Source organism: Shouchella xiaoxiensis, assembly GCF_016907895.1.
Taxonomy (GTDB): domain Bacteria; phylum Bacillota; class Bacilli; order Bacillales; family Bacillaceae_D; genus Shouchella; species Shouchella xiaoxiensis.
In genome coordinates this window covers 95,786-121,981 of sequence record NZ_JAFBCV010000007.1, presented here as the reverse complement: position 1 = coordinate 121,981, position 26,196 = coordinate 95,786, and the positions used below count along the sequence as shown (strand labels likewise).

Genomic DNA, 26,196 nt, shown 5'->3' with positions numbered 1-26,196 from the left:
GACTGTAACAGTCTCTGTGAAGGTTTTATGTGTCCCAATAGTAAGAACTGAAGCAATGATGATAGAACCGATTAAGAATTTCACTTTCTTATCTAAAATCACCTTCCTTTAAGAGGAAGTATTCATGAATACTAACTGAAATTGTGGAAAGTAATTTTGATACTATCGAATAGAGTAGAAGCTTTAGAACCAGGCAGCTACATTGTTTTTTACATTATGACATGCACTAAAATCGTCAATCCTCAAGCAATGTCTCTTTACTTCGCGTAAAAAAGGTCTTGCGTTTTCCGACCCTTTTCTTTATGTAGCCACCTTTAAAATGACGAGGTTCAAAGGAAACAATAAAGGCGTCAGGCTCATGGCCATGAACGAGATTCATAAACTCCGCTTCACGATCTCGTCGCGCAGTGCAGTCGAGTCGAAAGCGAAGAGAATCAATGCCTTCCACTGCAGAAATAGCGACGCTGAATCCTTCATTTCTTAGTTGGTTCACTAACGTTTTATTATTTTTCTGTGTATTTACTTGTAAAGAAACATAGCCAATCGCGAGTCGTTCTTCCAGTAAAGAGCCAAGGTACATGCCGACTCCAAATCCAATCGAATAAGCAATCATGTTCAAGTGATTGGATAGATCGCTAAATACAATTGACAGAGAAACAACATGAACAGCTCCTTCAAGCGTAGCGAATAAAGCAGATCGTTCTTTTTCTCCTTTTACCATCATTAATGTTCGGAGTACGACAAGTGGAACGTAAAGCAGCTGTGCCCCAAAAATAAGAAGTGGTTGTAGAAGCATTTCTTATCACCCCGGTACCAAACTTGTTTTGGGTTATTATGACCAGACTTTTCATTTCTATTCAGAGCGATGTGTGCAGTAGAAGCAAGTATTGATTGAATAAGAAAAAAGCCCCTTACGTAAGGAGCTTTTTCATTCTACCGGATAAATTCAATGCCAAAGTACAATAAAACACCGAGTACGATTGACCATGCGGTAATGGCAATAGTCATCCAGAGTGTAATATACTGGCGGCTTGCACCTGATGCTAGCGCAATGGCTGCACCAATATGATAACCAATTAATGGACCAGCAAATGACACACCTGGGACACCGTATCGCTGAAACAGCCCTTGGGCTCTTTTCCAGCGTCCGCCGTCTTTTTTCTCTTTTTTACGCTTTCCACGAAAGTAGTCAATAATCCAAATGAATAACAAGACGGATGCTAGGTTACCAACGATTGCAATAAGCACAATTGGTATAGCAGGGAACTGCAACGCGAGACCGAGTGGGATGGCCGCGTATGATTCGAAGAAAGGGCCGATTGAAATGACAAAAATGCCAATATACTGATAGATGGTATCTGCTTCCATAATTGATAAAATGAAATTTTCCATTGAGAGAGTCGCTCCTTTTTTGTTTGTATACGTTTAGTTTATAGCATTAAAAGACAATAAGCCTTATGTTTGGAGCGAATGGAGGAAAGATCACGTTAAGATGAGTTAGAATAAGCCTGAATGGAGCATTTTTTTAAGAGATGCAACAGTAATTTCACTTCTTATCGACAAAGAATGATAAATTATTTCCAAGGAAATAAAAGAATGACGATTTTCGTAACTACATATTCAATAGATCTTTTAATGACCCATAATTCCCTTTTGATAACGGAATCGTGCTCTTCTTTTTATCCTTGAGGCTCAAGCTGTAGCTGTTTCGGCTCCAGACGATAATTTCGCGAACTCGCTGAAGGTTTACAAGATAGGAACGATGGCATCGAAAAAAACCAAATGGAATGAGACGTTTTTCTAAATCTTTTAGCGGGACGGTTGTTTGAAACATTTCTCCATTTACATGTAACAACGTTTGTCCATCTAAGCTTTCTATGTAATCGAGCTCCATTGGATCAAATAAGATAATTTTATCGTCAACTTTAGCGGAAATTTTCTCGACTTTAAAGGGGTGAGCTGTTTCGCTATCGCTGTCGGAGTTCTCAACTGACTCAAGTCCACGTTCGGTTAGTTGATAGGCTTGACCAAGTTGGACAGCTTCCTCAAGAGATGTTGTTAGGAGAATGACATATCGGTGTTCAAGCCGTTTTAAAATTGACTGAAACACATGTTTTGTTTGCCTGTCAACATGGTGTGTTGGCTGATCAAATAGACAGACAACACTTGACGTGATGAGGCTGCGCGCAAAGTGAAGCCTCCTGATCTCTGAATCATTAAGGAAACGAATTCGTTTGTCCGCAACGCTTGTTAACTCGGTAAAGGACAAAAGATCTTGCAGCTGAGCATTGGAGTTGTAGAGCTTTTTCCAAAAAGCAAGTGTTTGTCTAGCCGTTAGTCGCTTATAGAGCCCATCGGTAAGCTGATGGATAAAACAATCTGTCTTGTGATCATAAGGCGTCTGATCCTCAAAGGAAAAGGAGCTCGTTTTCTCCACTGGTTCTTCAATTGCTGCTAGAAAGCTTGCCATAAATTCTGGCTCCATTTGCAGGGCGACAGGTGTTCCCTTTTGAATGGTTAAGGTAATTTCGGGATGGATTAGTGAGTTGCCTTCTATTTTCGCAGGCAATGATAAATGAAAGGTCATACAGCGCGCTCCTTTGAATCTTCTGTCTTTTAAGACTACAGATTTTTGACAAAAAAGTACAGTTAAAGCATGAAAAGCCGGCTAGTAAGCCGGCTTTTCATGCTTCGGTTTTGCAACCGTTTCTGCTAAATCCAGTAAGTACGGCATTTTTAGTTTCTGCGTACTGTTGTCTTCGTTTTTTAAGTGGGATAGAACAATGGCTGCCCCTTCTTTTCCTAAGTCTTCATAGGAGAAGGACACACCTGCTAGTCGCAAGCGTGACGCGTCTGCTAAAACCGTATTATCGAGTGATAGAATGGAGATGTCTTCTGGTACTCGGTAATTTAATTCAGCCAAAGCTTTCATAGAGCCGAGAGCTAGTCCATCATTAACCGTGATGATAGCAGTAAATGGTTTATTTTTTTTAAATAAATCTAGTGTTTCCCGGTAGCCAGATTCGATGTGGTAGTTCGTTGCGACAGCTAAATCGTCTTGAAATGAAAGGTTGCTATCAGTTAATGCCTGGATGACGCCGTTTTTCCGTTCTGCAGCTGTTAATGAATTTGCTGGACCTCCAAGTAGAGCGACAGATTGATGTCCCAATTTTAAAAGCGCCTTTGTTGCTTGATAGCTCAACCCAGCATTATCAAAAGTAACGCATGAAATTGGTTCACTTTTTGTATCTTGAAGAAGGACAACAACAGGAACGGGTAAACGTTGAATGAAAGCAGCATGCTCGTTAGTGAATGACCGGGTAGAGAATAGGATCGCATCAACCCGTTTTGATAGGAACGTATTAAAGTGATTTTGTTCCCGCTCTTTACTTCCTTTTGATGTAGCAATTAAAAGCTGATAACCGTTAACTTCAAGCGTTTCACTAATGCCATTTACCATCCGAGGAATGCCCTCTCCAACGAGGTCATAGACAATAAGTCCAATCAATGCGGTTTTTTTATGAATCAATTCCCGCGCTAAAATATTCGGGCGATAATTGGTTTCATGGATAACCGCTTCTACTTTTTTTCGTGTCGCCTCACTTACATAGGAAGAATTGTTAAACACGCGTGAAACAGTCGCCATGGATACGCCTGCACGTTTTGCGACTTCCTTAATGTTAATTTCTTCTCGTTTCATGTCTAATCACCTGGGTATTTTTAATACTCCCATTGTATCGCTTTTATTGACGAGGATCCATCTTCTGAAAAAAAGGAAATACCCGTGCTTCCTTCTTGTGGAAAGATGCGTGCAGTGAAGGTAGCTTCTCCATTGTTCACAAACACTTCAATTGAGGATGAGTCAACAAAGATTTGGAGTTTAATGTGATCTTTTGAATAAGGGACACTTCGTGTGGTTCCATATTCTTCAGCAAATGACACGCCCGAGTTTGTGCGGTCGAGTACGACTCGATTTAACATGCGATCCATATAGAGAAGCGTTTGCTCTTGCTCGCCAACGCATAAGGCAAGGCCGGCCTTCTTTGCAGAGGAGAGGGTGATGGTTGCAGCCAATTCATAGCGCTTAGCTGAGAAAGAAGAGAGTAGCGTGTGTGTGGAGGAAACTTGGTGCTTTTCTGTCACAGCTGGACCGCGTAATTCCTTCAGTTCTCTAGCAGGGCGTTGGCACAAGCTGCCGTTTTGTAAAAAAAGCTCCCGTGGGATGGTCATACAGTGTGCCCAGCCTTCTTGGTCGGTAGGGTAGGCAATTTCAGGCAAGCCCATCCAGCCAATAAGTAAGCGTCTCCCATCAGGTGCTGCTGTAGTTTGTGGTGCATAGAAATCAAACCCCGCATCAATTTCTTGAAAAGGTGCGTGAGTCAGTTTACCCGATTTTAAATCGAGTCTGTCTCCAACAAATGTTCCAGCTTGATAGAGGTTTTGGTAAGATTCTCCTTGCGATTGCAGTCCTTGAGGAGAAAAAAGCAAGATGCCTCGTCCATCAAGTTCGAAATAATCAGGACACTCCCACATGAAGCCAAACTGATCTTCATTTGTCTGTAGTTCCCCAATCAATTTCCAGTCGAATAAATTCTCCGAGTCGTAGAAGAGGATACAACCTGACATGTCGTCGCGCTGTGCTCCAATTACCATATAAAAGCGATTTCCAGCTTGCCAGACTTTTGGATCACGGAAATGTTCGGTATAGCCAGGCGGCTGCTTTGCGATAATTGGTTTTTTAACTTTTGTTATGGTTCCATCCGTTTCCATGATTGCAACACACTGAGAAGACTTACGCTCCCACTCGTCGTTGCGATGGTTAGCCGTATAAAACAAGTACAGTTTATCGCCATAAACGAGACCGCTACCTGAAAAAATTCCGTGACTCTCATGATCGTATTCTGGCTTAAGTGCAATGCCATCACTCTCCCAGTTTGTTAATTGGGCAGAGGATGTCTGATACCAGTTTTTTAAGCCGTGTACGGGTCCGAAAGGGAACCATTGATAAAACAAATAAAAGCGTCCATTAAACCAGGTGAATCCGTTTGGATCATTCAGCAACCCGTATGGCGGCTGAATGTGAAAGCCTTGTCTCCAGAAGCTGGTTGAAACACTGGACAACAGCGTGTTTTGTTCTGCTGTTGTCATTGTGTCAAAGGTGCGATAGCGTTGTTCTCTAGTCCATTCCATTACTGATACACTCCTGTTTAAAAAGTAGCTTATCTACAATTATATGTCTTGTTTTTTACCAATTGTTTTTGAGAAAACGATTGTCATAACAACCGTTACGATAAAGGATATCGAGATGCCGATAATAAAATCAGTCACAGCATCTGGTCGAATGGCAATCACTCCAGGAATTCCAGCTGGACCAAGTGCGCCAGATAGAACCTGTTGCCATGTTATATAAGCAGCGGCAACACTTGAACCGATTAATGCTGCATAAAATGGAAACCGCAGTTTTAAATTCACGCCAAAGATTGCTGGTTCAGTAATACCGAGCAGAGCAGATATGCCTGATGCCGATGCCGTTCCCTTCATTTTTTGGTTTGTTGTCAACCAGAATACGGTTAAGGCAGCAGCACCTTGTGCGACATTGGCAGCAGAGGCAATCGGGAAGATAAATGTTCCGCCTGTTCGAGCAATGTCAGCAAGAAGCTGAACTTCAATGGCAATAAAGCTGTGATGAACGCCAGTAATGACAATTGGGGCATAGAGAGCCCCAAAAATCGCTCCTCCAATCGGTCCAACTGTTTCATATAAGAAGACAAGACCTTGTGTAATCCAGTCACCGCCTGAGCGCATAAAGGGTCCAATCACCGTAAAGGTTAAGAAACCAGTGATGAATAAGGTGAGTAAAGGAGTGAGCAGATTATCAAGTACAGACGGTACAATCTTTCGGAAAAACTGCTCAATCTTTGCTAATAAAAAAGCGGCAGCTAAGACAGGAAGGACGGTACCTTGATAACCTACTTGACCAATTTCTAAGCTGAAGATAGACCAGGTGGGAACATCGCCACTCAGAGCTGCTTCTCCTGCCCCGTAAGCATTTAATAAGTCAGGATGAACCATAATCATTCCGAGCGCAGCCCCAAGATAGGCATTTCCACCAAACTGTTTTGCCGCAGAAAAACCAATTAAGACCGGGAGAAATACGAATGCGGCATTGGCAAATAGATTAACCATGCTAGCAAAATCTTCAATTTGGGGAAAGGCTTCGATAATGGATTGGTCATCAAAGAAAAGACCTGCTGATGTAAGAACGTTATGAATCCCCATCAATAACCCACCGGCAACGATAGCAGGGATGATGGGAACAAATATATCGGATAAGGTTTTAATTAACCGTTGAAACGGATTCATTTTTTTAGAGCCTGCTTGTTTGACCTCTTCTTTCGAGGTGTTTTCATTTAAATCTGCTTCTTTAACAAACTGAGCATAAACGGTATTGACGGTCCCCGCGCCAATAATGATCTGATACTGTCCTTGAGTCGAGAACGTTCCTTTCACCACATCAAGCTGATTTAGTTTTTCTTCATCAACCAGCGCTTCATCTTGAAGAACTAATCGCAGCCTGGTTGCACAATGTGTTCCTGTAACAATGTTTTCGGGCCCACCAAGAGCAGTAACAATATCGGAAGCCACTTTTTTACTATTCATCTCTAACCCTCCATTACGTTCTGAAAAGCTTTTCATAAGGAATTATAAAAGCGCTTACTAATGTTGTCAATATTAATTTATTTGAATAACGTATTTATGAAAAGCTTTTCCTCTTTTGCGGATAAGAAGAGAGCGTGCCTTGTAAGGTCATTACTTAAACCTTAATCGCACACTCTCTAGTTTCATTAAAACTCTTCGTATTCATTTGGGTTTTGTTGATCAATTCGACCGTCTGCTTTTGTTAATGTGTTAATGGCGCTCATCGTTTCGTCGCGTAAGGAAAAATCGAATACCTCTAGATTTTCTAATTGGCGTTTGGCTGATGACGATTTAACAATTGGCAATGTACCAAGCTGAAGTTGCCAACGAAGAATGATTTGGGCGGGGGTTTTTCCATATTCTTCAGCGATCTCGCCAATGTGTGTATCGGTAAGCACACCGTCTTTTCGACCACGACCAAATGGGCTCCATGCTTGCGTGACAATCCCTAATTTGTCGTCATACGCACGCTGCTCTGCTTGTGAAAAATACGGATGTAACTCGTTTTGATTTATGCTTGGCGTGACGCCGGTTTCATTAATAATTTTGTCTAAGTGTTCAGGTAGGAAATTGCTGACGCCAATCGAGCGGACAAGTCCCCAGCGTTTTGCATCAATCAGTGCTTGCCAAGCTTCAAGAAACAAGCCTTGTTTTGGGTTTGGCCAATGAATTAAGTAAATGTCGTAATAGTCTAGTCTGGCGCGGAAAAGAGATTCTTGGATTGTCACGACGGCGTTGCTGTAGGCATGGTGCCTTCCTGGTAGTTTTGAAGCAATAACGAGCTGTTCTCGGGGAACTGAACTACGCCGAACCGCTTCACCGACAGCACCTTCGTTTTCATAATTAAAAGCTGAGTCAATTAAGCGAAAACCATTCTCTATTGCACTCATTATGGTCGTAACACCGACTTGACCCTTCACATGTGCGGTTCCAAAACCAATGGAAGGAACGGTTAGGCCGTCATGAAGCGTTCGTTCCTTACGTATTTGTACCAAATGAATCACTCCTCCTACGTATTGTCTATCAGTCTAGCATTCTGTCATAATAGAGTCTATTAAGATGCATGATTATTTCGAAAAAGAGAAGGGGAGGGGTAGTCATCTTTGAACTAGCACAGGAAATTGAACAAGCATTTCTAAATCAATCAAGAAAGCGTCCTTATCTTGTCGCGCTCGATGGGTTAGGCGGTGCAGGCAAAACAACGTTAGTGAAACAGTTCGTTGAGTATGCCATGGATCGACAGCACGCTTACGTGATTCATATAGACGATTACATTGAACAGAGGCAGGAGAGGTATCAAACGGGCTATGAGCCTTGGTATGAATACTATCAGCTTCAGTGGGATGTGGACAAATTAAAGCGGCAATTATTCAAACCACTACTTGAAGGAATCACACAGATTGAATTAGATTCATACGAAAAGCAGACCGATTCTCACAGAAAGACGACGTTAAACATTAAACAGAAAAGCATTGTATTCATTGAAGGTATTTTTTTGCAGAGAGAGGAGTGGCGCTCTTTCTATGATTATATTGTTTTTTTAGATTGCCCAAGACAGACGCGTTATGAACGGACTTCAACACGAGAAGGGTTAGAGCAAGACAACCAAACGCGACTTTCAACCTATCAAACACGCTATTGGCCTGGAGAAGAACATTATTTAACAACCATGAAACCGCTGGACAGAGCAACGAAGGTCTATTGTACTGATAATGGATAAGCAAAAAAACGCCCCACATATGCATATGCGGGGCGTACTGCTTATTGTTCAATTGCCAACTGAATTGTTTCACCTTCAACATCAAACGAATTCATGTTTGCTGTTTCTTTGAAGTGAAGCTGATTAATTAAAACGTGGTTTTTCATAAACGCTTCATAACGTGAAAGGATATCTTCAGCAGGAGCAGAGGCGTGAATGATGAGATCAACTCGTTTTTCAACTGGAAGCTCAAGCTGTTTGCGATAAAGTTGAACAGCACGAATGACTTCACGGACAAATCCTTCTTCTTTCAAGTCTTTCGTCACATTCGTATCAAGCACGACAAGGTAAGCATCACCTTCAGCAAATTCAAACCCTGATAAAGGTGTTTTCTCAACGAGAACATCTTCTTTTTCTAGTTCAACGACTTGATCATTTGGTAAGCTCAATACCATTTTTCCAGCGTCCAAGAACTGAGAAGTTTCAGTCTCGCCAAACTGCGCTACCATTTTCTGCACAAGCCCGACAGATTTACCAAGTTTTGGTCCTGCGACAGGGAAATTTAGCTTTAAGTGATGAGAAACGTATTGATCTTGTTTTGCATCAAACTGAACGTTCTTCACGTTTGTTTCTTCGGCAATAATTGATGTGTACGCACTTAGGTCAACTGTTTCTTTCTGTGATACAACGGCAAGTTCTGCTAAAGGCTGCTTTGTTTTCAAACTTGTTGAATTACGGATCGATCGTGTTAATTCAACGATTTGACGAACAGCCTGCATTTCTTGTTCAAGCTGCTCATTCACAAGCGAACTGTCGGCTTTCGGATAATCGCTTAAGTGGACACTTTCTCCTGTTAAATCACGGTAGACATCATCGCTTAAGAATGGTGCAAATGGTGCAAGCAGCTGCGTTGTTTTTGTTAGTACTTCATAAAGTGTGTGATACGCTGCTTTTTTATCGTCTTCCATTCCGCTTGCCCAGAAGCGAGAACGAGAGCGACGAATGTACCAGTTGCTGATTTCTTCTAAAAAGGCACTGATTGCGCGTGCTCCCTTTGTCACATCGTATGCGTCGAGGCTTGTTGTTACCTCTGCAATGACCGTATGCAAACGGGAAAGAATCCACTCGTCAAGCTTAGCAGGCGTCCCTTTTGCAACTGTTTTCGCATCAAACTGATCAATTGATGCATACATCGCGTAGAAAGAATGGATGTTTGCGAGTGTATCTAGCACTTTTGATTTTGTTTGACTAACGGTTTTCTTAGAGAAACGCTTGTTGTTCCAAGGCGCGCTGTCAGCAAGAAGGGCAAAGCGCAGGCTATCTGCTCCGAATTCTTCAATTAATTCAACCGGACTTAACGCATTGCCTTTACTCTTCGACATCTTCTGCCCGTTTTCATCGAGGATATGGCCAAGAGAAAGTACGCGTTTATACGGTGCTTTTCCTGTAAATAATGTCGAGACGGCGAGCAAGCTGTAGAACCAGCCTCTCGTTTGGTCAACTCCTTCAATGACAACGTCAGCAGGGAATTGAGTCTTCATTTTTTCATCGTTTTCAAACGGGTGGTGGTACTGAGCAAATGGCATTGATCCACTATCGAACCAAACATCAATTACTTCACTTGTACGCTTCATCGTTCCGCCACATGAACAAGTGAAAGTGACTTCGTCAACATAAGGCTTATGAAGTTCAAAATCAGGCGCTAAATCTTGATCAGCGCGTTCCCGTAGCGTTGCAATAGAATCAGGTGATTCCTGCTTATCACAGCTTTGGCATTCCCAAACGTTAAGCGGTGTGCCCCAGAAACGATTTCGGCCGATATTCCAGTCAACGAGGTTCTCTAAGAATTTACCGAAACGACCGTCTTTCATATGGCCAGGGTACCAGTCAACTTCTTGGTTGTTGGCAACCAGCTGCTCTTTTACCTTTGTTGTTTCAATGAACCAGCCTTCCATTGCATAATACAGAAGCGGGCTGTCGCAGCGCCAGCAGTGAGGATAGCTGTGCTCATAGCGTTCTTTTGCAAATAGGCGATTGCTTTGTGCAAGCATTTTAACAATGTCTACATCGCAATCTTTCACAAAACGACCGGCAAGTGGGCCAATTTCTGCCGTATAGCGCCCTTTTGAATCAACAACATTAACAAAATCAATGCCATTTTCACGGACAACGCGATAGTCATCGTCTCCATGAGCAGGTGCCATGTGAACAAGACCAGTACCACTTGAGTCTGTAACAAAGTCAGCACCAACAACTTGATGGCCTTTTTCTACGGAAATAAAGTTAAAAGGCGGATCATACGTAATTCCAACGAGCTCAGATCCTTTTAAAGTCGCGACGACATGAAGGTCTTCGCCAAGCAGTGATTTTGCCAATCCTTCGGCAACAACATACACTTCTTCATCTTGCTGAACCTTAACATATGTCAGTTCTGGATTAACGGCAATCGCTACGTTTGCCGGAAGGGTCCAAGGTGTGGTTGTCCAGCCAAGTAAATATTCATTGTCTGTTCCATCAATTAAAAACTTCGCTGTTGCAGACAGGTCGGTCACATCAGCATAACCTTGTGCGACTTCATGAGAGCTAAGTGAAGTTTCACAATTCGGGCAGTAAGGCACAACGCGGTGTCCTTTGTATAATAAATCTTTGCGATGAATGGTCGAAAGGATATTCCAGACCGATTCAATATACTCGTTATCGAGCGTTACGTACGGGTCATCCATATCAACCCAGTAACCAAGTGCTTCGGTAAACTGGCGCCATTCTTTTTCGTAAGTGAAGACACTTTCTTTACATTTCTTGATGAACGCTTCAATTCCGTACGCTTCGATATCATCTTTACCACGAAGGTTCAGCTGCTTTTCGACTTCAAGCTCGACCGGAAGACCGTGCGTATCCCAGCCTGCTTTTCGTAACACTTGATAGCCAGACATCGTTTTGTAGCGGGCTACAAAGTCTTTCATTGTACGTCCGAGCGCGTGACCTGCATGAGGCATGCCGTTTGCGGTCGGGGGCCCTTCATAAAATACATATGTTTCTTTGCCAGCACGATTATCCATTGATAATTGGAACGTTTTTTCCTTGTCCCACTGTGCCCGCACTCGTTGTTCGCGTGCGCTTGCCGTTTCAGCCATCCTTATCACCTTTTCTTTATAAAATAAAAAAACTCCATCCTGGTCGCAGGATCGAGTGAATAAACCAATCGATTTAATGAGAAAAAGAAAAAACCATACAGAAGTAGTGGTTTAAAACATTCTCAGATCACTACGTACCATCATACGCGCCCTCAGTAACGGTTGGAGACCGTCAAAGCTTATCAAAAGCATTCAGCTTTGCTTCTCGGAGATGATTTTCATTAAGGTCTTAACGTTGATTTTCAGCAAAACATCAACTCTCTGGGGATAAGTTCCAAAATTACTCGTTCTCGTCATCAAATTTCTATTGAATTAGTCCTAGTATAATGAGGGATTGAGAGAAAGTCAAATTGTGGATAAGATTTAATGGTAGTAAAAAACAAGCAGGAATCCGCATTTCTTAAGCGGAAATACAATCACAAAATAAATTGTAGAATGTTGAAACTTTTTCATGAAGGTAGAAGCTCTAATAAAGGAGGTGGTCAGGGGATGGGAAACAACGCAGAACAAATAACAGCAGCCCAAGAAGGAGATGAAGAGGCATTTACAGCTTTACTAGCTATGGAAGAAAAGAAATTGTATTATACCGCACTCTCATTTACAAAAAATCATGATGATGCGCTAGATGCTGTGCAGGAAGCAGCGTGCCAAGCTTATCTAAACGTGAAGAAACTGCGAGAGCCTGCTTTTTTCTCAACTTGGCTGCACCAAATTCTCATGCGTCAATGTTTAAAAATCATTCGTAAGAAGAAACGGTGCTTGCCCTATGAGGCAGAAGTATTGAATCAACAACTCATCTATCATCAAGTGCTTGAGATCGAAAACGATAGGCTAAAACCAATCATACGATCATTGAATAAGCGAATGCAGGACGCTATTATCCTCTTTTATTATCACGACTTATCGATTAAAGAAATAAGTAAGATCCTTCAAAAGCCTGAAAACACGATAAAAACCTATTTAAGGCGTGGCAAACAAGAGCTGAGAAAAATGCTAGAGGAGGACGGACACAATGAGCGATGGATTTAAGAATGATAAACGTTTTCCAAAAGAAGCAGTAGCCTCGGCCATTTCAGATGGGCTAAAAAAAGCCAAAAAGAAACGGAAACGGAAGAAAACCGTGCTTACAACTGTTTTGATTGCCGTTGCCCTCTGTTTAATCTTTATCGGTTCGGCACGGCAATCACCAGCAATAGCCGAGACATTGGCAAAAATTCCGTTAATCGGCAGCGTTTTTTTAGATTCTGATCGCGAAAGGGTTAGCCAAGCAAGTGAAAGGGGGCTATCGACGAAAGTTGACGATACAAAGGAAAGCAATGGACTGACTGTAACTCTTGAAGAAGTACTTTATGATGAGAACTGGTTAAGTCTATCGTTTAACATGCAAGTAGACGATGCAGTGGAGCTCGCTGGTGACTATAGTCGGGACATTTCATTTTATGTGGATGGAGATAAGTTTGAACCTATTAGCTCAAGCTCAACGTTCAACAATCCTACTGAGAATGAGTATTCTCAGTTCACGCAAATAGAATCAGAGGCGGATCTGCCAGATGAATTTGAATTGAAGGTAGAGTTAACGATTGAAGACGAGCTATTTGCTTTTACACATGAAGTGCAAAAAAGAGCAAGCGAGCAAGTTCACGTTGATGATCGGGTAATTGAAGCGGATGGGGTTACGATTGAATTGGAGAAGTTGACCCTCAGCCCGTCTAGTTTAGAGCTTGTTTCTGTCTATCGCTTTGATGAAAGTCTTCCGAAGCGGGAAATAGGCTTTGTGTTAGCAGCGCCGAATCTTGGGAGGCTCGAACCCTATATGGTTCATATCAAAGGAGTTGAAGAAGATCAACCAAGAGCAACCTACTCATTTGACTATACAGGAGAAGAAGACCTTCACATTATTCCATATGTAACAGAGGAGGGTAGCGAGCAACGTATCTATCTACAGCCAGTTTTAGTTCATACAGAATCTGAAGGAGCAAACTAATGGACATCATCGTTATAAGTATACTCCTCGCTTTCAGTGGGGGCGTTTTATTCTTACACTATTTGCCAACGTATCTGAGAAAAATTGAATCGTCTCGCTTCGTTTACCAGCTCCAAGAAGCTGACTGGTTTCAAAAACCTGTTTATGCTGGGTTGTTTATTTTCGGTGTAAATGCCCTTTTGTTTAGTCTCGTTTGGTTGTTGGTGCTAATGCCACTTTTTCAACAAGTATGGAGTGTGTTGCTACTTTTAAGCATGACAACTTTATGTAGTGTTTGGTTTTGGATGGTTACGAGCAGAGCATATCGTCAGCCAAGCGGCAGATGGATCTTTAGTGTGATCGGAAGCAGCTTTTACTTGTTTTGCTTTCTGTTGCTCCTTTATATACACACCACAGTAGCGCCAGTGGATCTTTACTTAGAGGTGAGTTTCTTTTATTTAATCGGTGCGTTTATTGCTCTAGCAGCATCAATCATCCAGTTCTTTGTAACAAGCATTGAGCCGAGACAGTTGGAAAAAGAGCAAACCTGAGCGGTTTGCTCTTTTTTTATGAAACGGCTTTAAGACCAGTAACACCGATAACAATAATGACTAGACTAATTACGCGGCCTTTGCTTTTCGACTCACCAAAGAACAGCATATTAATTAGTACAGCTGCAGCGGTCCCAATGCCAATCCATACAGCATAAGCGACGCTTACTTGTAAATGCATAAAGGACAAGTATAAAAAGACGAATGATAATCCAAACCCGCCAAAGAATGGTGCCCCGTTTTTCAATGATTTGTGCTGACTAAACGATTTTAAACCAATCACGCCAAGAACTTCAAAACCAGCTGCAAGAGCAACATAGAACCAACCCATATTATTCCTTCTCCATTTCTGTATGTTGATCAGACAATTTCAGCAATATTACACCGAAAACAAGTAGCGTCATGAAAAACAATTTAGCAACGCTTAGTGCCCCTTCAAATAAAAACAAGTCCATTAATGCCGTACCGACTGTTCCGGCTGCGGCAAAAATGGCATAAACCGTTCCTGTTGGCAATGTTTCGCATGCTTTTGCTAGAAAGTAGAAATCAATTAAAATGATTGTGATAATGATGATCCAGTGCCACCAAGCTGACGCGACGTTAAAGCCATATACCCAAAACAGTTCAAATAAACAAGTGAGAATGACATAAATCCAACCTTTATTCACAACGATCCATCTCCTATTCTTTTTGATGAATGACGATCAGTCATTTTTAATTGAAAGAAAAGCAAGCGGTACTACTCGCCTGCACGTAACGCTTGCTTAATAAATGTTAACAGCTCTTTTTTATGGGCTCTAGCATGGGCAAAACCTTCTTGGTTGTACAAATATATTTGTTCAGCAGTCGATTCAATCGCACCGACCATGATGCGCGCGGTAAAAGCTTCTTTAATTTCTGGGCGAATAGAGCCCGCAGCTTTCGCAGATTTCAGAAGGTTTTCCAACCAATCATATAAAGGCGTATAGATGCTCTCCCACTCTTGTAAATGCTCCGATTGGGTTAAACCAGAGTAGATCAAGATTGCCAGATCTTTGTTCTCATCTGTTATGTGAAAAATAGATTCAACAACTTCAGTTAGTTGCTGGTCAAACGATTCACCAACTACCTGCGTTTGCAGTCGAGTTAAGATTTTAGTTACAAACACTTCTGCGATACCTGGCATCACGGAAAGCTTGGAAGGAAAATATAAATAATATGTGCCTTGAGCAATACCGGCGCGCTTTACAATATCGGTAATCGTCGTCTTTTCGACACCTTTTTCTTGAAAAGCGATCATAGCTGCATCAATAATTTTTTCACGTTTGTCCAACCTGATAGCACTCCTTCTCTTCACAATATGACTGACTGTCATTCATAATTCATTTTACGTGCAATTTCTTCATCTGTCAAGTACGATCATTAAGTCAAATGAATTAGTTCAAAAGGTTTATTTTTTGGATAAAAGTGGTACATAAAAAAGAAAAACAACGAGGGGGCAATACTAGTGTATAAGATTTCACTGCAGAATAAAGATCATGCCATTATTGAGATAAAGTGGGAGAAAGAGCTCACTCCTGAAGGAGTAGAAGCGGCTAACCGGGAAATAGCTGAGATTATTAGAGAACAATCTTTTAAGCGCTTTGATTTAATTGTTGATATGAAAGATGTGGTTGTTTTTAAGCCAGAGACTCAAAAAGCGATTGTCGCTCATCAAGCATGGCTTAAAGAAAAAGGAATGAATCGTGCGGCTGTTATCGTAAAAAGCAGCGTTGCCAAACTGCAGTTAAAGCGGACAGCAAAGCAATCAAGCCACACAACAGAACAACATTTCGTAGATCATAGCGAGGCGCTTGCTTTTCTTATAGAAATGCAGGCGGTGTAATATAAGCGACACAGTCTGATTCATTCAGGCTGTTTTGTTTTGTCCAAACGATTTAATTAAACGTTTGATTAAAAATGGGAAAGAGTTCTTTATCTCTAATAAGCTCTTTGGTATGATGGATGAATTGAAATTGAGGACAAAGGAGCAAAGAGATGGAAGAGTTTACAACAGAGAAACAGAAACGCTATTATACTTTTTTACTATTTGTTGCTGTATTAATGATTGCTTCAACTCTTAGATCTCCTATTACGTCAGTCGGTCCACTTATTCCATTTATTCGAGCAGATTTGGATGTTTCGAATGCATTAATTGGTATGGTCAATACCCTACCGTTGCTGGCCTTTGGTCTATTTTCACCGTTTGTACCAGCGATATCCAGACGATTTGGAATGGAGAAAACGCTTCTTATTGCGATGGTTGTTCTAGCGATTGGTATTGCTGTTAGGGCTTTTGGTGGCATCTCGATGCTTTTATTTGGAACGTTGCTGTTAGGTATGGCAATTGCTGTCGGAAACGTGCTCATGCCTGGCTTAATAAAATTAAGCTTTCCATTTCGCGTCGGATTAATGACAGGTTTATATTCCGTTTCTATGAATGTATTTGGGGCGCTTGCCTCAGGCGTCTCTGTCCCGTTAACGCAAATCGCTGCTTTTGACTGGAGGACAGCATTGCAGATATGGAGCGTATTAGCAGTGGCATCAATTATTGTTCTACTTATGCGACTGCCTGCTATACGCGCTGGTCAAAAGAAGGTGCCTGGAAAAGTGAAAAACCAGCCACCGACCGCTCTTTTTAAATCGAAAATTGCCTGGTCAGTTACGCTTTTTATGGGACTCCAGTCATTTATTCCATACAGTTTATTTACGTGGCTCCCTGATATTTTGCTAACGAAAGACTTTAACGAAAGCGAGGCAGGTTGGTTAATTGCCCTTTACCAAGTCGGTTTAATTCCGGCAACATTTGTTGTACCGATCATAGCTGCCCGTATGAAAAACCAGCGCGTCATCGCCTGTATGTCCGGTATTGTTTTCTTCTTAGGCATTCTTGGTATTACGCTTACTTCTTCCTCACTAATTATCGCATTTTTGTTGTTGGCGGGTGCAGGGGCTGGAACGACGTTTAGTTTAGCGATGATGTTCTTTGTACTTCGGACGAATACTGTTACTGAATCATCGCAGCTATCAAGTATGGCGCAGTCGATTGGATACATGATTGCGGCGATTGGTCCAATTATGCTCGGGACAATTGCCGAGTGGTCTGGCGGTTGGATTGTACCACTATGTATCTTAATGGCTGTCGCTCTCTGCATCGCCTTCTTTGGAACGATCGCTGGGAAAGATGAGAAAATCGCTTTTAAACCAACATCTTAACAGAACAGTTAAATGAGCTCTTGGCTTACAAAGGGCTCTTTTTTTTTATCTATTTGCGTCAGGTTTGTAAGCGTTTAATTAGTAATTAACGAAAAAAAAGACTTGCCAACGGAAATAAGCTTTGCTAAACTAAGCTTCAATTCAAACAAATTTAATAGCAATATCTTATTAAGAGGAAGCAGAGGGACTGGCCCGATGAAGCTTCAGCAACCCCACGTAAGTGGAAGGTGCTAATGCCTGCAGGAGAATATCCTGGCTGATAAGAGCGTGCTTGAATAGAATCTATTCGCCCCTCTTTCATCAGAAAGAGGGGCTTTTTCGTATCTTTTTTAAAAGGAAACTAGAGGAGCAGGAAATCGTTTAAGTAAAAAACTTAGTAAATCAATAAGAAAAATAAGTATTAGAGGAGAGTGATCTTCATTGATCGTATTTGATGGAGTTTCAAAATCATTTCAATCAAATAAACAAGCAATTACGGCGCTTGATAACGTGAATTTAACCATTGAGACGGGTGACATTTACGGTGTGATTGGCTTTAGCGGAGCGGGTAAGAGCACGCTCTTGCGTTGCGTAAATCAGTTAGAGAAGCCAACATCAGGTGCTGTCTGGGTGGACGGAAAGAACTTGGCGACATTAAGAAATGGGGCCCTGCAAAAAGAAAAACGTAGCATCGGTATGATTTTCCAGCACTTTAACTTGCTTCAATCGAAAACCGTTTTTGATAATGTCGCGATGCCTCTTCGACTGGTGCGCACGTCAAAAGCTGAGGTAAATCAAAGAGTCACCGAGTTATTGTCGTTTGTCGGTTTATCTGATAAGGCAAAATCATATCCTGAACAGTTGTCAGGAGGGCAGAAGCAACGGATTGGCATTGCGAGAGCACTGGCAACAAATCCAAGCATTCTCTTGTGCGATGAAGCAACTTCAGCACTTGATCCAGAAACAACAAGCTCAATTTTACAGCTGCTGAAGAAAGTAAATAGAGAGTACAAGATAACGATTTTGCTCATTACTCATGAAATGGCGGTTGTTCGTGAAGTCTGTCATAAAGTTGCTGTGATGGAAGCGGGCAAGGTTGTTGAGAGCGGAAGTGTTCCCGCCGTTTTTGCATCACCTCAGCATGAAACGACGAAGAAATTTGTCCAATCAGTTATTCCAAACACGGTTCCGCAAAGCGTACTGGAGCTAGTGAAGAAAGTGGAAGCAGATCAGACGGTTCTTGAAGTTAGTGTATCTGACCAACAGCCATCAACAACGTTAATCAGTGAGTTAACAGGTTTAGGTGTAAGTGTCGATCTGCTGTATGCATCAATGAATGAAGTCCAGGGTACCTCGTTTGGTAAATTATATATCGCGCTAAAAGGAAGCCGGCAGGAGCTGGCAATTGCGAGAACGTACTTGGAAGAAAGTCATTTTAAGGTGAGAGAGGTGAACAAGCATGCTGAACTGGTTGCCTGAAGCAATTCAACCACAAATTACAAGTGAAATCCTTGTGCAAGCACTTTACGATACGCTCTATATGGTTGCCTGGTCACTCTTGTTTTCAACAATTATTGGCATTTTGCTAGGTGTTATCTTAGTTGTTACGCGACCAGGTCATATTATGGAAAATCGATTTATCTATTCTGCCATTAATCCAATAATTAATGTTATACGATCCGTCCCTTTTATTATTTTACTAGTCGCTTTAATTCCGGTTACTCGATTTATTAATGGTGTTGCTATTGGCGCAACAGCTGCGATTATCCCTCTCGTTGTATACGCAGGTCCATATATTGCTAGACTTGTCGAAAATTCGTTGCTGGAAATTGATTCAGGCATTATTGAAGCTGCGGAAGCAATGGGGGCAACAAAGTGGCAGATCATCTTTCGCTTTCTTGTACCGGAGGCAATGAGCTCATTAATCTTAACGATGACAACAGCGACGATTGGTCTAGTAGGTGCTACGGCAATGGCAGGTGCTATTGGCGCTGGAGGAATTGGAGATGTTGCAATTGCTTATGGCTATCAGCGCTACGATGACGGAACTACGTTGTTAATGGTTGTTCTGCTCGTGCTCATTGTGCAGGGACTTCAATCACTTGGAAATGTCGCATCAAAACGAGTTAGACGTAGATAAAGAAACTGGAGGAGAGAGAAGATGAAGAAAAAACAAGGATTTACACTAGGGTTGGCACTAACAGGTCTCATTAGTTTGACTGCATGCGGTAATGAAGAGGCAGTGACTTTAGCTGAATCAGACGGGACGTTTAGCCCGGAAAATCCGGTTAACGTAAAGGTCGGCATCAGCGGTACGGATTCACCTGAATGGGATTTAGTCGCGGAGAAAGCAGCGGAAGAAGGAATTGAAGTGGAAATTGTCCGCTTTAATGACTATGTCTTACCAAATCAGGCGCTTGAAGGCGGTGAGGTTGATATTAATGCTTTTCAAACCGTGTCCTATTTTGACCATTTCAAGGAAGAACACAACCTCGATTTAACAGCAATTGGGTCAACTGTGCTGGCGCCTATGGGTCTTTATTCAGATAAGTACGATTCAGTTGAAGATATTCCTGACGGAGCGGAGATTACAATTGACCGTGAAGCGACAAATCAAGCGCGGAATTTAATGCTGCTGGCAGAGGCAGGTTTGCTTGTGTTAGAAGATGATTTTGGCGTTACAAGTGGAATTGATCAGATTAAAGATAATCCGAAAAATATTAAGCTAACGGAAATTGTGGCGGGAAATGCGCCGCGTTTAATGCAGGATGTTGATGCATCAACCGTTAATAATGGCATTGCTGTTGACGCTGGATTGAGCCCAAGTGAGGATGCTATTTTCCTCGAAAGTGAGACTGCTACACCCTATATCAATATTATTGCTGCTCAGACTGCAGACCAAGATAATCCAGTTTTGAATCGACTTGTGGAGATTTATCAGACAGAGGAAATGGCAGATTTCATTGTGGAAGAACACAAGGGAGCGCGGATTCCCACCTTTATTTCATTAGATGAATTAAATAGCTATCCACGCTAATCCATATAGAAGAGAGGGATATGAATGACAACAGTTACAGCAAGCTTATTAATTGAGAACTCTATTGAAAAACAAAGAGAAGTTTATATTAAAACAAGTCACGAAATTCATGAAAATCCTGAAATCGGAAATCAAGAAGTATTTGCTTCGTTTAAGCTGATTGCTCTGCTTGAAGCAGCAGGTTTCTCAGTGCGAAAAGATATTGCCGGTCATGCAACAGGCTTTATTGCCGAGAAAAGAAGGGATTCGGGACCAACTGTGGCCTTTTTAGCGGAGTATGATGCTTTACCGGGTCTTGGTCATGCATGTGGACATAACATTATTGGCACGACGAGTGTGGCAGCAGCAATTGCTTTAGGCGAACAGCTGGAGGAGACAGGTGGACGAGTCGTTGTTCTAGGAACCCCAGCCGAAGAAGGCGGTGATAACGGCAGTGCGAAAGGTAGCTTTGTGCGAGAAGGGTTTCTTGAAGGGGTCGATGCTGCTCTTATCATTCACCCTGCTAACCAAACGAGTTCTTCTAGTCCTTCTCTCGCTGTTGATCCAGTTGATTACGTCTTTCATGGGAAACCAGCGCATGCTGCGGGTGCTCCAGAACAAGGAGTAAATGCTTTAGATGCAGTCATTCAACTATTTAATGGAATTAACGCTCTGCGCCAGCATCTAACGGATGATGTGCGGATACACGGAATTATTCCTGATGGTGGAGAGGCTCCTAATATTGTTCCTGAATACGCGCGCGCTCGTTTCTACATTCGTGCAAATACACGACCAAAAACAGACGTCGTCAGGGAGAAAGTCAATCGAATTGCACAAGGTGCAGCGCTTGCGACAGGTGCGACATTGGACATTGTGGAATTTCAGAACAAGGTTGATGATTTAGTTTTAAATGATACGCTGAATGATGTTTTTAAAGAGGTGTTCCAAGAGCTTGGTGAAGACATTCAGGAAAAGCGGGGCACAGGTATTGGATCGACCGACACGGGTAATATTAGTCAAGTTGTCCCGACAATTCACCCCTATATAAAAATTGGTCCTCAGGAAATTGTTCCACATACGGTCCCTTTTCGCGAAGCGGCAGCATCTGAAAAAGGAGATCAGGCACTTTTAACGGGGGCAAAAGGGTTGGCGCAAATTGGCTATCGTTTGCTGACTGAACCGGCAATCTTAGAGCGGGCAAAAGCTGAATTGCAGGAAAGAAAGCGTCAAGCAGAGAAGCTTGTTCAAACGCTTTAAATGGGTATTGGTAACAGACGTCTCCTAAATTTGGGGCGTCTGTTTAACGTAAATCATGACAAAATTCTATTATTTCCAGGGGAATAATTGCGCAGCAGCTGTCGAATTGTCGTTTATTCTTTTCAGCAAAAAACAAGTCGGTTTGTTTTTTCAATGAGAAACGGATAACTTATTTCAATTTTTAATTCCTACTTAGTTTGTAAGTTTTTTGTCTGTTAAACAGTTATCCTTTTGAAAAGAGATGGGCATATCTTTTAGATAAGCAACATAAACCTTTTCCAAAAAGGAATTAAAAGTGTTAAGAAGATGTTTATAAAAAAACAAATAAATTCTAGTTGACTAATCGGGATTAAATGCATAAAGTAGAAAATACATTGTTGATGGAATGAGTGTCCACGATAGATGAACTTAAAAAAGTAAGGGGAGATTTAATTGGAATTATGGCTAACAATTGCCGTCATTGCGTCCGTTGTTCTGGTTGCGGGAATTCTTTTCTGGATGCAGCGGAAACGATTGTCCTTTTCCGTTCGGGTTTTAACGGCATTAGGTGCAGGGATTGTGTTAGGATTTATTTTACAATACTTTTTTGATCCCGAATCCAGTGTTATCGCAAGCGCAATGGATTGGATAAGCATTATGGGAACTGGTTATGTGCGGCTGTTACAGATGATTATGATGCCGCTAATTTTTGTAGCAATCTTGTCCGCGTTCACGCGTATTACTGCAGCTAAAGATGTTGGTAAAATTAGTGGACTTGTAATTGGGATGCTAATTGCAACAACGATTATTGCTGGTGCGATTGGCTTTACATCGGCTTCTGTATTCAATTTAAGTGCCGATGATATCCAGGTTGGGCAAGCGGAAACAGATCGTGGAGCATCAATGGAAGAGCGCTATGAGTCAATGGAAGGAACGACGTTACCCCAACAGATTGTACAGTTAATTCCATCGAATCCTTTTCAGGACTTAACCGGCGATCGAGCAACATCAACATTAGGCGTCGTCATCTTTGCAGCATTTTTAGGCGTTGCGTATCTTGGTGTCCGCCGAAAAGAACCAGAGGCGGCGGAACTGTTCGGTAAGATCATTGGAGCGATATTTGCGGTTGTTATGCGAGTCGTTACGCTTATTTTACGTCTAACACCATACGGGGTCTTAGCAATTATGACATCGACGGTTGCTCAAAGTGATTTAGGTGCCGTCTCGACGCTTGGTACATTTGTTATTGCTTCATATGTGGCATTGGCAGCGGTGTTTGTTGTACATCTACTCATTTTGTTATTTATGGGGCTTAGTCCAATTCAGTATGTGAAAAAGGCGTTCCCAGTGCTTGCGTTTGCATTTACGTCACGAACAAGTGCTGCAGCGTTGCCAATGAACATACAAACACAGAAAAAGCTTGGTGTCCCTGAAGGTACAGCAAACTTCGCCGGATCATTCGGTCTTTCCATTGGACAAAATGGCTGCGCGGGTGTCTATCCAGCAATGCTAGCGTTTATGATTGCGCCAACGGTCGGACAAAATCCGTTTGATCCAGGTTTTATTGCGATGTTGCTTGCTATTATTGCGATTAGTTCATTTGGTGTCGCTGGTGTTGGTGGGGGAGCAACATTTGCTGCAATTCTCGTTTTGGCAGCAATGGATCTTCCAATTGCGCTTGCAGGACTCCTGATCTCGATTGAGCCACTGATTGATATGGGAAGAACGGCAGTGAATGTATCAGGAAGCATGGTTTCAGGAATCTTTACATCGAAAGTGAAAAAAGACTTAAACCACGATGATTACCGCAATGATCAATTGCGGATTGATATGGAAGAAGCGAGTTAAACAAAACGAAGCCAGCCCTCTTTATGAGGCTGGCTTTTTACTTGCGGTTATATTCTTCTCATTCGGGCAAAAATGGTGCAGGTAAAAACGTTATTCAATTAATTGGTGGCGTATTGACTCGCCCATTCTTCTCGCAATATGCCCATGCGAATCGAATCATAGTGAGTTCCATTATAAAAGCGAACTTTTCGCATACGGCCTTCCATTGTCATACCAAGCTTTTCGGCCACACGCACCATGCGATAGTTGCCTGACCATGTTGTTAAACCAACGCGAACGAGGGGCATTGTTTGAAACAAATGGTTCATCCATAGGATGAGCGCACGAGTTCCAAGCCCTTTTCCCCAGCTTTTGCCTTCGTAAAACCCAATCCCCATCTCTAACCAACGCTTCTGGGCGTCCTCATAATAACAAGAGACAGTGCCGACGACGACGTCATTCACCTCAATTAACCAACAATGATCATCGTCAATCCACTGTTCTTTTTTAGCGAGAAAAGCGGCAAGTGTTTTAGTGTGGTGAGGGAAATAAGGGGCATCCCACTGCTTCCATTCAGGATTTTCTTCTTTAAAGATAAGTTCCCAAAGTCGGGGAAGGTCCTTCTCTTTAACAGGACGAATGGTTAATTCTTTATCTGTATACATGCAGCAATTCCTCTTTTCAATGAGTAGTTTCCAATACGATTGAAAAGAAGACGAGTAATGAATCTACTTTTCAACCACCGTAAAATGCTTGTTCTGTTTCATTTTTATCACACTCCTCTATGTAGTAGTGCATTAATTTTAGCACTAAAAGCAGCTCGATTGTAAATAATTAATAGAATAATAAAAATAGATCATTTACAATTATGAAGACGGGAGCAGAGTGAGTGAAGTTAATCCAATTAATCTAAAGTAGACTTGGTATGTTAAGCATCAATTATATTTATCTAATAGAATGATAAGCCAAAGTGAATAGGAGATCGAAAAATGAACTGTTTTTTGTGAGATTGTTTCAGGCGAACGCCAAGCTGAGATTATTTATGAAGACGATTTTATTCTTGCTTTTTATGGATTGCATTTTTGTGCGCCTGTACATGCGTTAGTTATCCCTAAAATTATAAAAAACGTAATGGATCTCACAACTACTGATGAACATTGTATTTAAAATACATCAGGGCTTGCAAAAAGTTGCAAAGCAATTAGGTGTGGAGAAACCTGGATTTCGGGTTGTATCGAATAACGGCCCTGATGGTCAGCAAGAAGTAGACCACTTGCACTATCATCTTATGGGAGGAAGACAGTTGAAGTGGGAGATCTAAAGAATAGTAGAAATGGCATGTAACGATTCTAATTGAATAGGAGGAGCCAACATGAGGTTTTGTAACAGCGGCGATTGATAAAAAAATCAAACAAAAAGGAAGGTGGTAAACGAAAAAAATCTGAGGTGTTTAATCAATGTATACATTATTAATAAATCGTAATTTTGTGCAACTGTGGTTTCACAACATCACAAAAATTCTTAACGAACGTTTTCGTGAATTGATTATTCCGATTGTTGTGTTGGGATTAACCCAATCCCCGCTTGCAACGGCACTCGTCATGTTGTCGCAGCAGCTTGGTGCAATCCTGCTTGCAATTCCAGTAGGTACTTGGGTTGAAAACAAGAACTTATTAAAAGTAGCGCGAACAAGTCAGTTTTTGTACGCCTGTCTTGTATTTTTACTTGCTTATTTCATAGCAGTTGAAACCGTTCATGCCCTCTTCATCGCGGTGCTGTTGTTCATTATGGGAATCGTAGGGTTGGTTCACGGAACCGTATTCCAAGCAATGGTTCCAAGAGTTGTTGGGAGAAAGCGACTTTTAAGTGCACATAATTTATTGGAGGCAGCAGATGCAATTGTTACGCTGATTGGTCCGGCCTTGGGCGGGATACTGCTGGCCCGGTATGGGGCGTCCCCGACGTTAATGATATGTGGCTTACTTTTGTTCACCTCTGTTATCTTTTTAAGCTTTGTTAGAGCTGAAACGGTTGTTGAAACAAGAGATGCAGCCCTACCTCTCAAAAAAAGGGTAAGTGAATTTTGGCTACGTTCACAAGAAGGTGTACAATACCTATTTGCAAATTCAGCGCAGAAAGCGGCTATTTGCACAGCGGTTGCACTGGGATTTACAACAATTTTCATGTCTTTAAGCGTTATTTTTCACGGTAGAACAACCCTTGGTTTCAATGAAGCGGAGATAGGTTTGTTATTGTCGTGTGCAGGCATTGGTAATATCATCGGTGTGCTCATAATGAAGCGGTTTAAACAAGTGAACTGGCTGTATTTTTTAACAGGTTTGCTTATTGTAGCTGGTTTAGGAGCAAGTTTTCTTTTAGTGCCTGTTTTTGTAGTGATGTGTGTGGGCATGATTCTGTTTGATGGGGCGCTGTCGATGGGCTTTGTTGCACAGATTACTGTGCAACAAGGAATTACACCAGACTCAGCCCTTGCTCGTGTGAGGAGTGCCACGACCGTCATTAGTGGTGTGGTGACGCTTTGTGCTACATTCTTATCCGGTTTATTTGCAGAATGGAATTCCTATATTGCCCTTGGATTTGGAGCGAGTATGCTTGTGAGCGCTGGTTTCTTCATTTTAAAGTATAAAAAAAGTGGCATTCCGCTAGACCAAATCAAGCCGATAAACAAGACGAATTGATCTTCCGCATAGAGGAGGAGAGGAATAAAAAATCCTTGCCTTTCTTGTCTGTTCAATTGGGAATTGAATGAAAATGTGACAATTAATAATCTTTTTTGGTTCGAATTGACATCACCTTCTGTGCCATATACAGTAAAAATGTAGCATGAAAATCGCAGG

General features: G+C 41.8%; 26 protein-coding genes and 1 riboswitch. Of the genes, 14 read left to right on the top strand and 12 right to left on the bottom strand.

Annotation, left to right across the window (positions count from 1 at the left end):
- Nucleotides 1-235: 235 nt before the first annotated feature.
- From JOC54_RS12280 to JOC54_RS12250, 7 genes are all read right to left on the bottom strand, one after another.
- A complete protein-coding gene (locus tag JOC54_RS12280) occupies nt 236-796 on the bottom strand; it encodes a DUF2179 domain-containing protein (protein WP_035419360.1) in 561 nt (186 codons plus the stop codon).
- Between the two features lie 137 nt (nt 797-933).
- The gene (locus JOC54_RS12275) at nt 934-1,392 is read right to left on the bottom strand and encodes a small multi-drug export protein (RefSeq protein ID WP_204466544.1); all 459 of its coding nucleotides are present in this window, start codon (nt 1,390-1,392) and stop codon (nt 934-936) included.
- 220 nt (nt 1,393-1,612) lie between these two features.
- Nucleotides 1,613-2,587, bottom strand: coding sequence for a LytTR family transcriptional regulator DNA-binding domain-containing protein (locus tag JOC54_RS12270; RefSeq protein WP_035440125.1), 975 nt, complete (start codon nt 2,585-2,587; stop codon nt 1,613-1,615).
- An 81-nt stretch (nt 2,588-2,668) separates the two neighbouring features.
- Complete coding sequence (locus JOC54_RS12265; protein ID WP_204466543.1) at nt 2,669-3,700, bottom strand: LacI family DNA-binding transcriptional regulator; 1,032 nt, start codon at nt 3,698-3,700, stop codon at nt 2,669-2,671.
- A gap of 20 nt (nt 3,701-3,720) precedes the next feature.
- Nucleotides 3,721-5,190, bottom strand: coding sequence for a glycoside hydrolase family 32 protein (locus JOC54_RS12260; protein WP_204466542.1), 1,470 nt, complete (start codon nt 5,188-5,190; stop codon nt 3,721-3,723).
- A gap of 39 nt (nt 5,191-5,229) precedes the next feature.
- Nucleotides 5,230-6,660: a sucrose-specific PTS transporter subunit IIBC gene (locus JOC54_RS12255; protein WP_204466541.1), complete on the bottom strand. Its 1,431-nt coding sequence runs from the start codon at nt 6,658-6,660 to the stop codon at nt 5,230-5,232.
- Between the two features lie 185 nt (nt 6,661-6,845).
- The gene (locus JOC54_RS12250) at nt 6,846-7,694 is read right to left on the bottom strand and encodes an aldo/keto reductase (RefSeq protein ID WP_198316132.1); all 849 of its coding nucleotides are present in this window, start codon (nt 7,692-7,694) and stop codon (nt 6,846-6,848) included.
- A 68-nt stretch (nt 7,695-7,762) separates the two neighbouring features.
- On the opposite strand from JOC54_RS12250, the gene JOC54_RS12245 reads away from it, so the two are divergent.
- On the top strand, nt 7,763-8,419 hold the full coding sequence (locus JOC54_RS12245) for a zeta toxin family protein (RefSeq protein ID WP_204466540.1): 657 nt from the start codon (nt 7,763-7,765) through the stop codon (nt 8,417-8,419).
- 41 nt (nt 8,420-8,460) lie between these two features.
- Here the strand turns inward: JOC54_RS12245 and ileS are convergent, their stop codons facing one another.
- The gene (gene ileS / locus JOC54_RS12240; protein WP_204466539.1) at nt 8,461-11,532 is read right to left on the bottom strand and encodes an isoleucine--tRNA ligase; all 3,072 of its coding nucleotides are present in this window, start codon (nt 11,530-11,532) and stop codon (nt 8,461-8,463) included.
- Between the two features lie 489 nt (nt 11,533-12,021).
- Between ileS and JOC54_RS12235 the strand changes: the two genes are divergently transcribed.
- From JOC54_RS12235 to JOC54_RS12225, 3 genes are read left to right on the top strand one after another with little or no spacing between them, the layout of a single operon-like run.
- On the top strand, nt 12,022-12,561 hold the full coding sequence (locus tag JOC54_RS12235; RefSeq protein WP_035419401.1) for a sigma-70 family RNA polymerase sigma factor: 540 nt from the start codon (nt 12,022-12,024) through the stop codon (nt 12,559-12,561).
- A complete protein-coding gene (locus tag JOC54_RS12230; RefSeq protein WP_035440127.1) occupies nt 12,545-13,516 on the top strand; it encodes a DUF4179 domain-containing protein in 972 nt (323 codons plus the stop codon). The genes JOC54_RS12235 and JOC54_RS12230 overlap by 17 nt, the downstream gene beginning before the upstream one ends.
- Complete coding sequence (locus JOC54_RS12225; RefSeq protein ID WP_204466538.1) at nt 13,516-14,046, top strand: hypothetical protein; 531 nt, start codon at nt 13,516-13,518, stop codon at nt 14,044-14,046. The genes JOC54_RS12230 and JOC54_RS12225 overlap by 1 nt, the downstream gene beginning before the upstream one ends.
- 16 nt (nt 14,047-14,062) lie before the next feature.
- Here the strand turns inward: JOC54_RS12225 and JOC54_RS12220 are convergent, their stop codons facing one another.
- From JOC54_RS12220 to JOC54_RS12210, 3 genes are all read right to left on the bottom strand, one after another.
- Nucleotides 14,063-14,377, bottom strand: a complete 315-nt coding sequence (locus tag JOC54_RS12220; RefSeq protein ID WP_204466537.1) for a DMT family transporter — start codon at nt 14,375-14,377, stop codon at nt 14,063-14,065.
- 1 nt (nt 14,378) lies between these two features.
- Nucleotides 14,379-14,714 (bottom strand): DMT family transporter, encoded by a 336-nt coding sequence (locus JOC54_RS12215; protein WP_081765666.1) that lies wholly within the window; start codon nt 14,712-14,714, stop codon nt 14,379-14,381.
- Nucleotides 14,715-14,785: 71 nt separating this feature from the next.
- Complete coding sequence (locus JOC54_RS12210; RefSeq protein ID WP_035419371.1) at nt 14,786-15,358, bottom strand: TetR/AcrR family transcriptional regulator; 573 nt, start codon at nt 15,356-15,358, stop codon at nt 14,786-14,788.
- Between the two features lie 174 nt (nt 15,359-15,532).
- Here JOC54_RS12210 and JOC54_RS12205 point away from each other — a divergent pair, with 174 nt between their 5' ends.
- The 7 genes from JOC54_RS12205 to JOC54_RS12175 all read left to right on the top strand — a co-directional run bounded on the left by JOC54_RS12205 (nt 15,533) and on the right by JOC54_RS12175 (nt 23,359).
- Nucleotides 15,533-15,910: an STAS/SEC14 domain-containing protein gene (locus tag JOC54_RS12205; protein ID WP_035419372.1), complete on the top strand. Its 378-nt coding sequence runs from the start codon at nt 15,533-15,535 to the stop codon at nt 15,908-15,910.
- 152 nt (nt 15,911-16,062) lie between these two features.
- Nucleotides 16,063-17,280, top strand: coding sequence for a CynX/NimT family MFS transporter (locus tag JOC54_RS12200; protein WP_204466536.1), 1,218 nt, complete (start codon nt 16,063-16,065; stop codon nt 17,278-17,280).
- A 162-nt stretch (nt 17,281-17,442) separates the two neighbouring features.
- Nucleotides 17,443-17,546: riboswitch (SAM riboswitch) on the top strand.
- A 154-nt stretch (nt 17,547-17,700) separates the two neighbouring features.
- Entirely contained in the window at nt 17,701-18,738 is a 1,038-nt protein-coding gene (locus tag JOC54_RS12195) for a methionine ABC transporter ATP-binding protein (protein WP_035419374.1), read from the top strand.
- The gene (locus JOC54_RS12190) at nt 18,719-19,399 is read left to right on the top strand and encodes a methionine ABC transporter permease (protein ID WP_204466535.1); all 681 of its coding nucleotides are present in this window, start codon (nt 18,719-18,721) and stop codon (nt 19,397-19,399) included. The genes JOC54_RS12195 and JOC54_RS12190 overlap by 20 nt, the downstream gene beginning before the upstream one ends.
- Before the next feature lie 21 nt (nt 19,400-19,420).
- Complete coding sequence (locus tag JOC54_RS12185) at nt 19,421-20,296, top strand: MetQ/NlpA family ABC transporter substrate-binding protein (RefSeq protein ID WP_204466534.1); 876 nt, start codon at nt 19,421-19,423, stop codon at nt 20,294-20,296.
- Between the two features lie 24 nt (nt 20,297-20,320).
- Nucleotides 20,321-21,532 (top strand): M20 family metallopeptidase, encoded by a 1,212-nt coding sequence (locus JOC54_RS12180; RefSeq protein ID WP_204466533.1) that lies wholly within the window; start codon nt 20,321-20,323, stop codon nt 21,530-21,532.
- A 498-nt stretch (nt 21,533-22,030) separates the two neighbouring features.
- On the top strand, nt 22,031-23,359 hold the full coding sequence (locus tag JOC54_RS12175) for an L-cystine transporter (RefSeq protein ID WP_081760732.1): 1,329 nt from the start codon (nt 22,031-22,033) through the stop codon (nt 23,357-23,359).
- Nucleotides 23,360-23,457: 98 nt separating this feature from the next.
- Here the strand turns inward: JOC54_RS12175 and JOC54_RS12170 are convergent, their stop codons facing one another.
- Nucleotides 23,458-24,003, bottom strand: coding sequence for a GNAT family N-acetyltransferase (locus JOC54_RS12170; protein ID WP_054794294.1), 546 nt, complete (start codon nt 24,001-24,003; stop codon nt 23,458-23,460).
- 343 nt (nt 24,004-24,346) lie between these two features.
- Between JOC54_RS12170 and JOC54_RS23225 the strand changes: the two genes are divergently transcribed.
- From JOC54_RS23225 to JOC54_RS12160, 3 genes are all read left to right on the top strand, one after another.
- A complete protein-coding gene (locus JOC54_RS23225; protein ID WP_367617801.1) occupies nt 24,347-24,505 on the top strand; it encodes an HIT domain-containing protein in 159 nt (52 codons plus the stop codon).
- Nucleotides 24,489-24,659, top strand: coding sequence for an HIT domain-containing protein (locus JOC54_RS23220; RefSeq protein WP_275582706.1), 171 nt, complete (start codon nt 24,489-24,491; stop codon nt 24,657-24,659). The genes JOC54_RS23225 and JOC54_RS23220 overlap by 17 nt, the downstream gene beginning before the upstream one ends.
- 136 nt (nt 24,660-24,795) lie before the next feature.
- Nucleotides 24,796-26,037 (top strand): MFS transporter, encoded by a 1,242-nt coding sequence (locus JOC54_RS12160; protein ID WP_204466532.1) that lies wholly within the window; start codon nt 24,796-24,798, stop codon nt 26,035-26,037.
- The last annotated feature ends 159 nt before the right edge of the window (nt 26,038-26,196 follow it).

Excerpts from the sequence above, each read along its gene's own strand:
- JOC54_RS12255 (WP_204466541.1), bottom strand. The coding sequence starts at position 6,660 with ATGAATAGTAAAAAAGTGGCTTCCGATATTGTTACTGCTCTTGGTGGG.
- JOC54_RS12175 (WP_081760732.1), top strand. The coding sequence starts at position 22,031 with ATGCAGCGGAAACGATTGTCCTTTTCCGTTCGGGTTTTAACGGCATTA.
- JOC54_RS12170 (WP_054794294.1), bottom strand. The coding sequence starts at position 24,003 with ATGTATACAGATAAAGAATTAACCATTCGTCCTGTTAAAGAGAAGGAC.
- JOC54_RS12270 (WP_035440125.1), bottom strand. The coding sequence starts at position 2,587 with ATGACCTTTCATTTATCATTGCCTGCGAAAATAGAAGGCAACTCACTA.
- JOC54_RS12230 (WP_035440127.1), top strand. The coding sequence starts at position 12,545 with ATGAGCGATGGATTTAAGAATGATAAACGTTTTCCAAAAGAAGCAGTA.
- JOC54_RS12200 (WP_204466536.1), top strand. The coding sequence starts at position 16,063 with ATGGAAGAGTTTACAACAGAGAAACAGAAACGCTATTATACTTTTTTA.
- JOC54_RS12265 (WP_204466543.1), bottom strand. The coding sequence starts at position 3,700 with ATGAAACGAGAAGAAATTAACATTAAGGAAGTCGCAAAACGTGCAGGC.
- ileS (WP_204466539.1), bottom strand. The coding sequence starts at position 11,532 with ATGGCTGAAACGGCAAGCGCACGCGAACAACGAGTGCGGGCACAGTGG.
- JOC54_RS12190 (WP_204466535.1), top strand. The coding sequence starts at position 18,719 with ATGCTGAACTGGTTGCCTGAAGCAATTCAACCACAAATTACAAGTGAA.
- JOC54_RS23220 (WP_275582706.1), top strand. The coding sequence starts at position 24,489 with ATGAACATTGTATTTAAAATACATCAGGGCTTGCAAAAAGTTGCAAAG.
- JOC54_RS12180 (WP_204466533.1), top strand. The coding sequence starts at position 20,321 with ATGACAACAGTTACAGCAAGCTTATTAATTGAGAACTCTATTGAAAAA.
- JOC54_RS12260 (WP_204466542.1), bottom strand. The coding sequence starts at position 5,190 with ATGGAATGGACTAGAGAACAACGCTATCGCACCTTTGACACAATGACA.
- JOC54_RS12245 (WP_204466540.1), top strand. The coding sequence starts at position 7,763 with ATGATTATTTCGAAAAAGAGAAGGGGAGGGGTAGTCATCTTTGAACTA.
- JOC54_RS12235 (WP_035419401.1), top strand. The coding sequence starts at position 12,022 with ATGGGAAACAACGCAGAACAAATAACAGCAGCCCAAGAAGGAGATGAA.
- JOC54_RS12160 (WP_204466532.1), top strand. The coding sequence starts at position 24,796 with ATGTATACATTATTAATAAATCGTAATTTTGTGCAACTGTGGTTTCAC.
- JOC54_RS12225 (WP_204466538.1), top strand. The coding sequence starts at position 13,516 with ATGGACATCATCGTTATAAGTATACTCCTCGCTTTCAGTGGGGGCGTT.
- JOC54_RS12185 (WP_204466534.1), top strand. The coding sequence starts at position 19,421 with ATGAAGAAAAAACAAGGATTTACACTAGGGTTGGCACTAACAGGTCTC.
- JOC54_RS12220 (WP_204466537.1), bottom strand. The coding sequence starts at position 14,377 with ATGGGTTGGTTCTATGTTGCTCTTGCAGCTGGTTTTGAAGTTCTTGGC.
- JOC54_RS12280 (WP_035419360.1), bottom strand. The coding sequence starts at position 796 with ATGCTTCTACAACCACTTCTTATTTTTGGGGCACAGCTGCTTTACGTT.
- JOC54_RS12275 (WP_204466544.1), bottom strand. The coding sequence starts at position 1,392 with ATGGAAAATTTCATTTTATCAATTATGGAAGCAGATACCATCTATCAG.